This window comes from Herpetosiphon giganteus (assembly GCF_016907925.1).
Lineage (GTDB): Bacteria > Chloroflexota > Chloroflexia > Chloroflexales > Herpetosiphonaceae > Herpetosiphon > Herpetosiphon giganteus.
The window spans coordinates 126,504-138,355 of record NZ_JAFBCZ010000014.1 but is presented as its reverse complement, the minus strand read 5'-3'; the positions used below and the strand labels follow the sequence as shown (position 1 = coordinate 138,355).

10 protein-coding genes are annotated in these 11,852 nt (G+C 51.7%); 5 read left to right on the top strand and 5 right to left on the bottom strand.

The features are described 5' to 3' along the window. Positions 1-140: 140 nt before the first annotated feature. On the bottom strand, positions 141-2,012 hold the full coding sequence (htpG, locus tag JOD20_RS14390) for a molecular chaperone HtpG (protein WP_204755931.1): 1,872 nt from the start codon (positions 2,010-2,012) through the stop codon (positions 141-143). A gap of 440 nt (positions 2,013-2,452) precedes the next feature. Between htpG and JOD20_RS14385 the strand changes: the two genes are divergently transcribed. The 3 genes from JOD20_RS14385 to JOD20_RS14375 all read left to right on the top strand — a co-directional run bounded on the left by JOD20_RS14385 (position 2,453) and on the right by JOD20_RS14375 (position 4,909). Next, complete coding sequence (locus tag JOD20_RS14385; protein WP_204755930.1) at positions 2,453-3,661, top strand: MFS transporter; 1,209 nt, start codon at positions 2,453-2,455, stop codon at positions 3,659-3,661. A gap of 212 nt (positions 3,662-3,873) precedes the next feature. Beyond that, the gene (locus JOD20_RS14380) at positions 3,874-4,257 is read left to right on the top strand and encodes a hypothetical protein (protein WP_204755929.1); all 384 of its coding nucleotides are present in this window, start codon (positions 3,874-3,876) and stop codon (positions 4,255-4,257) included. Positions 4,258-4,276: 19 nt separating this feature from the next. Continuing rightward, a complete protein-coding gene (locus tag JOD20_RS14375) occupies positions 4,277-4,909 on the top strand; it encodes an HD-GYP domain-containing protein (RefSeq protein ID WP_204755928.1) in 633 nt (210 codons plus the stop codon). Here JOD20_RS14375 and JOD20_RS14370 read toward each other — a convergent pair. Then, on the bottom strand, positions 4,869-5,717 hold the full coding sequence (locus tag JOD20_RS14370; protein WP_204755927.1) for a DNA methyltransferase: 849 nt from the start codon (positions 5,715-5,717) through the stop codon (positions 4,869-4,871). The genes JOD20_RS14375 and JOD20_RS14370 overlap by 41 nt on opposite strands. Positions 5,718-5,734: 17 nt before the next feature. Next, positions 5,735-6,499: a hypothetical protein gene (locus JOD20_RS14365; RefSeq protein ID WP_204755926.1), complete on the bottom strand. Its 765-nt coding sequence runs from the start codon at positions 6,497-6,499 to the stop codon at positions 5,735-5,737. Between the two features lie 115 nt (positions 6,500-6,614). On the opposite strand from JOD20_RS14365, the gene JOD20_RS14360 reads away from it, so the two are divergent. Then, positions 6,615-7,382, top strand: a complete 768-nt coding sequence (locus tag JOD20_RS14360) for an MBL fold metallo-hydrolase (protein ID WP_204755925.1) — start codon at positions 6,615-6,617, stop codon at positions 7,380-7,382. An 83-nt stretch (positions 7,383-7,465) separates the two neighbouring features. Continuing rightward, positions 7,466-8,815 (top strand): trypsin-like serine peptidase, encoded by a 1,350-nt coding sequence (locus JOD20_RS14355; RefSeq protein WP_204755924.1) that lies wholly within the window; start codon positions 7,466-7,468, stop codon positions 8,813-8,815. A 55-nt stretch (positions 8,816-8,870) separates the two neighbouring features. Here the strand turns inward: JOD20_RS14355 and JOD20_RS14350 are convergent, their stop codons facing one another. Together JOD20_RS14350 and dnaK are read right to left on the bottom strand one after the other, a co-directional pair. Beyond that, positions 8,871-9,062: a hypothetical protein gene (locus tag JOD20_RS14350; RefSeq protein WP_054535119.1), complete on the bottom strand. Its 192-nt coding sequence runs from the start codon at positions 9,060-9,062 to the stop codon at positions 8,871-8,873. A gap of 312 nt (positions 9,063-9,374) precedes the next feature. Beyond that, entirely contained in the window at positions 9,375-11,258 is a 1,884-nt protein-coding gene (dnaK, locus tag JOD20_RS14345; protein ID WP_204755923.1) for a molecular chaperone DnaK, read from the bottom strand. Positions 11,259-11,852: the final 594 nt, after the last annotated feature.

Genomic DNA, 11,852 nt, shown 5'->3' with positions numbered 1-11,852 from the left:
ACGATGGGCAACGACCGTGACGCGGGGTGGCCGGCTCGGGACGGCCATGCCCTAACATCCATTAATACCCATTTCCCAACCTGTCCGCCCTTAAACCCGCTAGGTGGGAGAGGGGTTGGGGTGAGGGATTCTCACATTTATTATTTTTTGGTGGCGGCGGCGATCAAGGCGTGTACGCCGCTGATCAACTCGCTGGGATTGGGGTGCAAACCTTCGCCCAACAAGGCCGTGCCATACAATTGCTCAACCGCAACCTTGAACAACTCGCCTTGATCTGGCTCGTCGAGCAATGCTGCCAAGTTGTGCACAATCGCGTGGCGTGGGTTGAGTTCAAGAATCCGGCTTGGTACGCTATATTCTTGGCCCATCAAACGCCGGATGCGATCCATATCGCGGCCCATATCATCGCCAGCTGCGGCCAAACGCACAGGATTGCTGCGCAGCAACTTCGAGCCACGCACTTCGCTAATTTGCTCGCCCAATAATTCCTTGATGCGGTCGCCAAGTTGGCCGAGGGTCGCAGCTGAGAGCGCGCCTTCCAGCTCAACATCGTCACCAGCAATATCGGCATCATCGACTGAGCGCAGTTTTTTGCCTTGGAAATCGCGCAAGCTTGAGATAACAAAGCTATCGATTGTTTCATGCATCAACAGCACTTCGTAGCCGCGTTCGTTGAAATAATCGAGGTGCGGCGAGCGACGGGCGGTTTCCACATTGTCGGCAATCACATAATAAATATCTTCTTGGCCTTCCTTCATGCGTTCGACATACTCGCTGAGCTTGGTCAAGCCCTCGCTGTTGGTCGAGTGGAAGCGCAAAAGTGGCTCGATTTGGCTGCGCGTGCCAGGATCAGTGACCAAGCCTTCTTTGAAATATGGGCCAAATTCACGCCAGAAATCAGCAAATTTATCGGCATCGTTATCGGCCAAGGTTTCAATTTCTTTGGTGATTTTGTTGGTGATAATTTTGGCAATTTGGCGCAACGTCCCGCTGCTTTGTACCGTTTCCCGCGAGACATTCAACGGCAGATCTTCCGAATCGACCACGCCTTGGACAAAGCGCAAATGCTTGGGCAACAATTCTTCATTGCGATCTTGGATGAGCACCTTGCGCGAATAGAGCTTCAAGCCTGGATCAGGAATTTGGCGCATCATACCTTGCTCGCGTTTGGCGGGCAAGAACAAAATTGCATGCAAATCGACTGGCGCATCGGTGCTGATGTGAACAGTGCTCAAAGGCTCGCTGAAATCCATCGTGGTTTGGCGATAGAAATCATTATATTCTTCTTGGGTAACTTCGCGTGGTTGCTTGCGCCACAGAGCGGTGCGTTGATTGAGCACCTTCTTTTCGTCGCCCTCAGCTGAATAGATTGGGAAGGCCACGAAATTCGAGTGTTGGCGCACAATTTGTTCAAGTTTCCAGCGTTCGGCGTATTCTTCTGCATCTTCTTTGAGCACGATTTCGATCGTTGTGCCGCGTTCGCTGCGTTCGGCTGCTTCCAAGGTGTAGGTTGCTTCGCCGCGCGAAGTCCAGCGCCATGCAGTTGCATCGGGATGGTGCGACAAGGAAGTAACCCGCACTTCATCGGCGGCCATAAAGACCGAGTAGAAGCCTACGCCAAATTGACCAATAATTTCGCTGCTATTGGTTTGGTTGGCTTCGCCCAGCTTTTGCAAGAAGGCTTTCGCGCCTGATTGGGCAACCGTCCCCAAATTTTTAATCATATCATCGCGGGTCATGCCGATGCCAGTATCGCTAATCCGAATGATGCGGGCATCTTTATCGGTTTCGAGCGTGATTGCCAATTCCAACTCAGGATCGCGCACATCTTGGTTGGTCAGCATCTCGAATTGCACCCGATTCAAGGCATCGGAGGCATTCGAAATTAATTCGCGCACAAAAATCTCGCGGTGCGTATAGAGCGAGTGAATCAAAATATGTAAAACTTGTTGGATTTCAGCTTGAAATTGAAACTGTTCGCGCTCGTTGGCAACGTCGTGTTGCTCAGCCATAGGTCGCTACTCCTTTTGCAAACTTCTAAATCGGAATTTAACCGCTAGGCCGATTGTAGCATAGCCAAACCCAGCCCGAGAAGGCTTCTACGTTAGCATTGTGTTGGAGATACAACATCCGACTGAGTTCAAGCCAGCCAAAACTTGGTATACCTCAACTAGAATTTTTTATGGGAGGTATTTCATGCAAATCCTATTGCACACTGCTGGCCTTGTTCGGGTTGAGTATCAGCAACTGTAAACTTCTCTTACCCCCAGACCCCTCGCCCACGAAATGCGGGCGAGGGAGAGCATTTGTGTTTCGCCGACGAATTGCGACACAACCATAGGGTTAAAGCCCCTCGCTCGCTCCGTGGGAGAGGGGTTGGGGTGAGGGAATATTAACAAGCGCGCTGATACTTGCCATGCTGGGTTAATCGTTGTTCTAGCAGGAGTTGCATGTGCAACCGCAAGCGCGTTTGATTTATCTGATTTTGGAATTTAGTAGCCGACTGTTGTTGAGTTGTATTTTTACCGCTTCAATGCTGTATCGGATTCAAGTGCTTGGGCTTGATCCATTGCAATTGGTGTTGGTGGGCACGGTGCTGGAGGCAGCAGCCTTCAGCTTGGAAATTCCGACGGGAGTTATCGCCGATGTCTATAGTCGGCGTTTATCGGTGGTGCTTGGGATAGCATTTTTGGGCTTGGGAGCGCTCAGCGAGGTTTGGCTCGGCAGTTTTATTGGCAGCTTATTGGCCCAAGTCGTTTGGGCTTTGGGCTATGCCTTGATCAGTGGCGCAACCGAAGCGTGGATTACCGATGAAATTGGCGTTGAGGCGGTCGAACCATTGTTTCTCAAGGCTGCTCAGCTTAATAGCATTGCTAGTTTAGTAGGCATTGGGTTCGGCGTGCTACTTGCCAAGCTTGGCCTACGTTGGCCGATGATCAGCGGTGGAGTTGGCTTGGTTGGCTTGGCTGTTGGCATGCGTTGGTTGATGCCCGAAACGGGGTTTGCCCCCGCGCCTGCCACTGAACGTCAAAGTTGGGGCCGCTTTGGAGCCACCCTTCGTCATGGCTGGCAAGCAGTGCGTGGGCAGCCAGTGCTGATGAGTTTATTGCTGATCAGTGCAATTGCTGGCGCTGCGTCCGAGGGCTACGATCGGCTGTGGGAAGCGCATTTGCTGACCACTATTGGCCTGCCAACATGGCTGAATTGGCAGCCAGTCACCTGGTTTGGCGCAATTGCAGCGCTTGGAACCTTGGCCAGCTTGTTGGCGGTTAGTATCGTGCAACGCTTGGCCAGCAACACCACCGAACGCAGCATGTGGCTCTTGCGCTGGCAATATGGCTTGTTGGCGGTGGGCTTGCTCGGTTTAGCATTCTCCCAACAATTTGCTATAGCCTTATTTTGGATTATGTTAATTCGAATGCTACGCCAAAGCATTCAACCCTTGTATAGTGCTTGGCTCAATCGGCTGATTGAAAGTCGCAGTCGCGCGACAATTATCTCGATCAACAGCCAAGCTGATGCCTTTGGACAGATTTTAGGTGGGCCAATCATTGGCTTAATCGCTAGTCGCATGGGCCTCCCCGCAGCGTTTGTGGCCGCAAGCTGCTGTTTATGGCCAATGCTGGTGTTATTACGACGGAGGCAGCTAACCAATCAATAAATTAAAATAAACCTGCTTAAATCGATCAGTCATGAGCGTCGTTCGCGATGCCATGGCTGATTTTTTTAATTTTTAAATTTCAGATAAAACCCAACAATTAAATACATCTAAAATAATTGTCGCATGCGTGTCGCAGGCCTTTCACAGGGTTGTCGCACCGAGAAAACGAAGCTGTGTCCAGACCCAAATTGATACAGCTTAGGAGGCTCTCAGTGTACAACTCATCAGCAATTAGTCGCCGCATCCTACTCGCCTTCGCAACCTTCGGCCTGATTTTGGTCAGTTTTGTTTACACTGCCCTCACAAGCAGCCAAACACTTCAATTTGATACACCAGCGCCAGCTAATACTACGTGGCAATGGGGCGATATTGAAACCATCACCGCCACCCAACACCTGCAAACTGCGCCGCTCAACACGGCTTGGCAATGGGGTGACATCGAAACTATCACCGCCACCCAACACTTGCAAGCAGAACCACTTAACACCGCTTGGCAATGGGGCGACATCGAAACCATCACTGTCACCCAGCAATTACAAACCGCGCCATTGAACGTTGCATGGCAATGGGGCAATATTGAATCAGGCAGGCTTTAGCCGAGAAGGAGAACGCGGCATGGACACAACAGCTTTTCCGGAACTTTGGCATTCCATTCCGCGTGAGATTGCAGCCTTGATGCCAAACTCATTCACCTTGCCCTACGAAGCCCACTTGATTGTGCATTCGATCGCGCGCCATTCGTACCAACTTTATCAACATTCGCTGAGGGTTAGCCACATGGCATGGCATATGAGCCAAACGCTGGGATTGCCACAATACGAACATCAGCAGCTTTGGCTGGCAGCGCTTTTGCACGATTGTGGCAAAACCCGCCTCCCGCGCAGTGTGGTGGTTCGCCCAGCGCTTGGCAGCCCACATTGGGAAGTTGCGCTCTATCAGCAGCATGTCAACGAAGGCATTGCGATTCTGCAGGCCTATCCAAGTTTGCATAGCCTGATTCCATTGCTGGCTGAACATCATGAGCGGCTTGATGGCACTGGCTTTCCGCGCGGCGGCAAATATCCAACTCGCAGCGCGCAAATTGTCGCCTTGGCCAATGCCCTCGACCATCTGCGGGCACAACCAAACAGCCTTGGCAATAATCTGCAAGGCTTGATCGATCAAGCAATCGGCCAAGATTGGGATTCAACGGTAGCGGCGACGGCGCTTAGTGCTTGGCGGCAAACCAATCTGGCTGAGGTTGGATAAGGTGCTCATGCCATTCGGCGGCCTGCTGACGCAAGCGCGTGCGTACCAAAGCCAAGGCATCAGCCGATTGATCAGCAGCAATCCAGCGTCGCCCTAAGCGTTGCGCCACTGCCGCCGTCGTGCCAGAGCCACAACACAAATCGGCAACCAGATCGCCTGAATTGCTTGCAGCGAGAATAATTCGCTCCAACAAGCGTTCAGGCTTTTGGGTGGGGTAGCCCAAACGCTCGGCGGCCATCGGGTTGAGCATGGGAATATCCCAAACATCATCAACCGGCGTGCCATCTGGATGCGGCAAATAGCGCTTGCCCGCCGCCGAACGAATGCCCGCCTTGGCAAAACCACTGCTTGCTTTATAGGGTTGGCGCATTGCCTGCAAATTAAATGTCCATTGTTGGGGATGCTTGCTATACCAAAGAATTGTATCGTGCTTATGCGAAAAGCTGCGCCGTGCGCGCCCGCCCCCAGTGTAATGCCAAATAATTTCATTGCGAAAACAATCGAAGCCCCAAATCCGATCAAGCAGCACTTTGGCATAATGCACCGCCCGCCGATCAAGGTGCAAAAACAACGAGCCATGCTCAGCCATCAGCTGGCGCGCTGCGAGCAACCGTTGCTCAAGCCAAGCCAAATATTCGTTCAAACCACCGTGCCAACGATCATCAAACGCACCAGCGCTATCGGCAAACACTCGGCCAGCAGCAAACGGCGGGTCGAGATACAACAAATCGATCGATTGTGGCGCGATTGTGGCGATAACGTCGAGCATTTCGCCCTGAATAAGCTGATTTGAGTGCTGCAAATTCACGCCCAGTCCTTCTAAAACTATGCTAACGATTGAAGCAACAAACTGGCCAAGCGTTCGCGGCTGGTTGTTTCCAATTGATAGAGGTCTTGCTCGATATTGGTTTGGGTCATCAGCAAAGCCTGATCGCCTGCCTGCAACAACGTATATTCGCGGCTCAACACCTGCTGGCCCTGATACACCACCGCATTGAAAATCGTGGTGGTGTGATTTTGGCTCAGCATATCAATAAATACGCTGGCTGCTTGCGCCGAAACCCCAGAATCACGCAAGGCTTGCAAGGCTGCTTGTTCCTCGCTGCGTTCGATCAGGCTACGGGCGGCGGCCAAAACCGCGCTTTGAATATGAAAACGCAGCGGCGTTTGGGCAGCCCCAGCATAGCCACACCAATCAAAGACAAGGCCTACCAAATCCTCCAACGAGCCAAGCGCCTGCAAGCGTTGCGCATCGGGATTGATCAACTCATGAAACACCACCGAATCGGCGTGTTTGTGGCCAAAGGCTTGCAACAATGCGCCATTGCTTGGCAGATGATGCAGAATCAGGCTGCGTTGGGGATAGGCACAGGTTGCGACCAGCGCCAAGGTATTACGAGCGATCATCAGCATGCCATCGTGATCAGATTGGGCGAGATTGCGTTGGCGCAAACTGGCTTCGCCGCGCTGCAAGAGCTGGGCATGCTCATTCGGATTGGCCGCTGGCTCAACGCCCATAATCGTTGCGGCGCTGACCACCGCGCAAATTGCCACAAGTTCGGCACGATTTAACTCAACAACTGCACTCATTCCAACCTCCAACAATCAACAAAGCTCGCTCCATTGTAACGGTAAAAGTGCTTGGGCCATGCTAAAATGCTAGCTGCACTCGATTTTTTGAATGGGCTACTAAGGAGTGGGTTTGATGCAATTGACAATTTTGGGCTGTGGCGGCTCGATGGGTGTGCCAATGCTGGCCTGTGACTGTGCAGTGTGTACCTCGACTGATCCGCGCAACCAGCGCACTCGCACCGCCGCATTAATTCAAAGCCCAACGACCACAATTTTGATCGATCCAGGCCCTGATTTGCGGATTCAAGGCTTGCGTCAAGGCCTCGCGCAGCTTGATGCGGTGTTGGTAACCCACCCCCATCAAGACCATATTGGTGGCATCGACGATTTGCGACCATTTACCTTAAACACTCCACGCAGCTTGCCGCTGTATGCCAACCAATTTACCCTCGATCGAATTCGCTACCAATACGATTATGCCTTTGCGAGCGGCGAATCGGCCTCAACGCGGCCAAGTTTGAGCCTCAACCAGCTTGATGGCACAGCCTTCAGCATCGGCGACGTGGCGCTGATTCCCTTGCCAATTGAGCATGGCAGCTGGCAGATTTTGGGCTTTCGGATTGGCGATTTGGCCTATATGACTGATGTGAGCCATATTCCAGAGCCAACCTTTGATCTACTGCACGGCGTTAATCGCTTGGTGATTGGGGCCTTGCGCCATGAGCCACACCCGTTGCATTTTACGGTTGCGCAAGCCTTGGCGGCGGTTGAGCGAATTCAGCCGCAACAAGCATTTTTCGTGCATACCAGCCATAGCCTCGATTATACAACTGAGAATGCCAACCTGCCCAGCCATGTGCAACTTGCCTACGATGGCTTAGTCTTGCCGATTCACGTGTGAGACTTTTTGCTCGTGAAATGAGACTTTTGCTCAGCATCGCGCTGCTATGCTACACCCATCGAAATCAAAGAAGGAGTGTAGTAATGAAACGCAGAACCCATCACCTTTGGCGCTCGACGCTGAGCTTGCTTGGCACGGTTGGCCTCTTGGCTGGCAGCTTTTCAATGACCAGCACGTCAGCCTCGGCCCAAACCAGCAGCGCCCAACCATGTTTGACTGGCGATCCATTCCAGTTGAACGCGCTCAAGACCAAGTTGAGCCAAGCCAATCCACCAAGCGGGGTGCAACGGGTCAATCGCAACTTGACCGTCGAATTTATTACGACTGGCGTGTTGACCGATGAAGCGCCAATTATGCCGAATGAGCCATTTGAAGCTGGTGATGATGACCCTTACGAACGCGAGCCAGTGCCAGCTGCGACCGCCACGTTTCGGGTGTTCAACACCTTAACCTTAAACGAATTTCGGGTGGTGATGCAAGCCAATGCAGTGAGCAGCATCCGTGATTGCTACGAGCGCAACAATTTGCTCAGCGGCAACGCGCCAAGCGATTACACTGGTAACATCGATGCCCCAGCGCCCCAGCGCAGCAAGCAAAGCGAAGTTTTCACGCCCTTTGGCTGGAGCAATAGCGATGATAACCGCCAATTAAAAACCAACACCAGCCAATATCCATTGCGCACAATCAGCCAATTTTCTGGATTGGGTAGCAACCAAGATTCCAATTGTACGGGCACGTTTGTTGGCCCACGCCACCTCATCACGGCGGCACACTGTATCAATCGTGAAGCAACCAACGTTTGGTATACGACCAAAGTAACCCCAGCCCGCAATGGCACGGGCAGCGGCTCGGCACCCTATGGCTCAAGCGTGATTAGGCTCAATCCATCGCCACCAGTTGAATCGTGGTATTGGACCTTTGAAGAATGGCGCGACCCCAACCAAACCAAGCGCACCCGTTGGGATATTGGAATGATCGTTGTGCCCGATCGCTTGGGGGATACGACCTATTGGATGGGCGTTGCTTCGCGCACGGCCAGCTATTTGAAGAACATCGACAGCTATAATCGGGGCTACCCAAATTGTAATGGTGATGGTGCGACTCGGGGCAATGCGCCAGCAGGCTGCCAAGTAGCTCGTATGTATGGCGATCCTGGCAATTGTGGAGCACGCTGGTTCAAAAATTTGGATAGCGCTGGATGGTCAATGCGCTACGAGGTTAAATGTGATATTAGCGCAGGCCATAGTGGCAGCCCAGTCTACCATTATGAATATAGCGCCCAGCACAGCCAAGAAATGCCAGTCCTTTCAGCTGTGATTATCACCGAAGAATGTTTCACCTGTTCCAATAGCAGTTATTATGTAAATCGGGTACGTCGAGTAACGCCTTCAGTGATCGATAACTTCGTTGCTTTACGCGAAATCTTCAACTAAGCAATCAAGCATCCACAACAAAGCCCGCTGCAACCAGTACAGCGGGCTTTTGGTTTTATTGACGGCCTTCTTTTTTGCGCTGACGATGATATTTCGCCATTGCCCGACCCCATTCCTTGGCCTTTTGTTGACGCGGATTAGGCGGTGGGCGATCATCATTTTTGCGTTCTCGGCGCTCAGCTATTTCTTCTACTTCTTGATCTTCAATCCAGTCTTCATTTAAATAATTTCGGGTTTGGCCTTTCATGGCGACAGCTTACTCCTCAATAGAAATTGATTCCGCAACGCGAGCGCTACGGGGAGTCTGTCCCAGGGCCGATGTTTAAGGATATCGAGCCCTAGCTACTATAGCTCCCCGTTTGAGAAAACAATCACGGCAGCCATATATACCCTCCTTGGTTTCAAAATGTATCTGGTCGATAGTGTAAATAGCATACCAATTTTTTTGCTCCATCGCAAGACTGAATTTTAGCCAAATTGGTGGGATATTTTCTCCCCAATCAACAAAAAACCACCCCTATGCAAGGCATAGAGGTGGCTTGAGCGAAGTAATTGGGGCTTATTCGACGGTAAATTCACCATCGACAACACCATCATCGGCTGGTTTGCTATTGGCGGTTGCGCCAGCAGCAGCAGCTTGGTCGCCGCTATACTGGGCTTCGCCAATGCTCATCAAGGTTTGTTGCAAGGTGGTCATGGCTGCTTGAATCCCTGCATCATCGTCTTCAGCAATCTTGCTGCGCAAGTCGGCAATTTGAGCTTCTGCTTGGCTCTTGACGCTTGGGTCAACCTTGTCACCTAAGTCGCTGAGCGTTTTTTCAGCTTGATAGGCAATGTTATCAGCTTGGTTTTTCAGCTCAATCTTGGCCCGACGAGCTTGGTCAGCTGAAGCATTCGATTCAGCATCACGCACCATCTTTTGCACATCGTCCTTGCTCAGGTTAGTGCTGGCCGTAATCGTGATCTTTTGCTCTTTGTTGGTGGCTTTATCTTTCGCCGAAACGTTGATAATGCCGTTGGCATCGATGTCAAAGGTCACTTCAATTTGCGGCACACCCCGTGGCGCAGCGGTAATGCCTTGCAATTGGAAGCGAGCCAAAGTCATATTGTCGCCAGCCATATCGCGCTCGCCCTGCAAAACGTGAATATCAACTGCGGTTTGGCCATCAGCCGCTGTGCTGAACACTTCCGACTTGCGGGTTGGGATGGTGGTGTTGCGATCAATCAACTTGGTCATGATCCCGCCAAGGGTTTCTACACCCAATGACAATGGCGTAACGTCAAGCAAGAGCACATCTTTGACTTCGCCGCCAAGCACACCAGCTTGGATAGCAGCGCCGATGGCAACCACTTCATCAGGATTCACACCCTTGTGTGGGTCTTTGCCGGTCAGCTTGCGCACCAATTCTTGGACCACTGGCATCCGCGTTGAACCACCAACCAACACGACTTCATCGATTTGAGTTGCTTTCAAACCAGCATCTTTGAGTGCTTGGGTGAAAGGCCCTTTGAGCCGTTCGGTCAAATCGGCGGTCAATTGCTCGAACTTCGAGCGGGTCAAGTTGGTGACCAAGTGCTTTGGTCCGCTAGCATCTGCCGTGATAAATGGCAAGTTGATTTCGGTTTCCATGGTTGTCGAAAGTTCCATCTTGGCTTTTTCGGCAGCTTCTTTCAAACGTTGCAACGCTTGCTTGTCGCTGGTCAAATCAATGCCTTGATCTTTTTTATACTCGTCGATCAACCATTTTACAATCCGATGGTCATAGTCGTCGCCACCAAGGTGCGTATCGCCATTGGTTGCCTTGACCTGAATCACGCCATCGCCAACTTCGAGCACTGAAACGTCGAACGTACCGCCACCAAGGTCGAATACGAGGATCGTTTCGTCGTTCTTTTTATCCAAGCCGTAGGCCAACGCAGCAGCAGTTGGCTCGTTGATAATCCGCAGCACTTCCAAGCCAGCGATTTGGCCAGCATCTTTGGTTGCTTGGCGTTGCGCGTCGTTGAAATAGGCTGGAACCGTAATCACAGCTTGGCGCACTGGCTCGCCCAAATATTGCTCTGCATCATTTTTGAGCTTTTGCAAAGTCATGGCCGAAATTTCTTGTGGAGTGTAATCTTTGCCAGTGCGTGGAACCCGCACCCGAGCATCGCCACGGGGGCCGTTCACAATTTCGTATGGAACGGTGCCGCGTTCTTGGTTTGCTTTATCAAACTCCAAGCCCATAAAGCGCTTGATTGAGAAAATTGTATTTTCAGGGTTGACGGTTGCTTGGCGCTTGGCAGTTTGGCCAACTAAGCGTTCGCCGTTTTTCGAGAAGGCCACAACTGATGGTGTGGTGCGACCGCCTTCAACGTTTGCAATAACCGCTGGATCGCCACCTTCCATAACAGCGACTACCGAGTTGGTTGTCCCCAAGTCGATCCCTACAATCTTTGCCATAGCGGTTAATCCTCCAAAAAAATGTCTGTATTGATATGTCTAAATCTGTTTGCGTATCTATTGGAACAGGCGCTGCATCGCTGCTCGACCTGTGTATGGAGTATAGCCGATCATCCACTAGAACAATATAGATGGAATGTTAGTTTTGTGTAAGAGATGGTTAACAGGGATGAAGAATGAGGGATGAGGGATGAATAGGAAGTCAGAAGTCAAAAGTCAGAAGGCAGAAATTTAACGCAGAGGCGCAGAGGAACGATGGCTATGGGCTATGTGTAATAGTTCATTAGGTTGGCAACATGTTTCATGCCCTCACCCCCCGCCCCTCTCCCACTGAACGCGGGCGAGGGGAGCACTGGATTCGTGGTTCCCCCTCGCTCGCGGGCGGGCTAGGGGGCTAGGGGGGAATCGAGGTTAACGCAATGAATCAGTATAGCTTTGGGCTATAGGAGAAGAATCAAAACAATCTGTGGAATCTGTGGCCAACGGGAAGGAGGAAATTTGAATCCTAAAAGCCGATACCCGATAGCCCATAGCCTATCGCCTTCATACCCTTCGCGCTCTTCGCGGCCTTCGCGGTTTCCGTCCTTCGTGCGC

What these genes read in the sequence shown, in the direction of transcription:
- htpG (WP_204755931.1), bottom strand. Translation starts at nt 2,012, where the DNA reads ATGGCTGAGCAACACGACGTTGCCAACGAGCGCGAACAGTTTCAATTT.
- JOD20_RS14350 (WP_054535119.1), bottom strand. Translation starts at nt 9,062, where the DNA reads ATGAAAGGCCAAACCCGAAATTATTTAAATGAAGACTGGATTGAAGAT.
- dnaK (WP_204755923.1), bottom strand. Translation starts at nt 11,258, where the DNA reads ATGGCAAAGATTGTAGGGATCGACTTGGGGACAACCAACTCGGTAGTC.
- JOD20_RS14365 (WP_204755926.1), bottom strand. Translation starts at nt 6,499, where the DNA reads ATGAGTGCAGTTGTTGAGTTAAATCGTGCCGAACTTGTGGCAATTTGC.
- JOD20_RS14355 (WP_204755924.1), top strand. Translation starts at nt 7,466, where the DNA reads ATGAAACGCAGAACCCATCACCTTTGGCGCTCGACGCTGAGCTTGCTT.
- JOD20_RS14360 (WP_204755925.1), top strand. Translation starts at nt 6,615, where the DNA reads ATGCAATTGACAATTTTGGGCTGTGGCGGCTCGATGGGTGTGCCAATG.
- JOD20_RS14375 (WP_204755928.1), top strand. Translation starts at nt 4,277, where the DNA reads ATGGACACAACAGCTTTTCCGGAACTTTGGCATTCCATTCCGCGTGAG.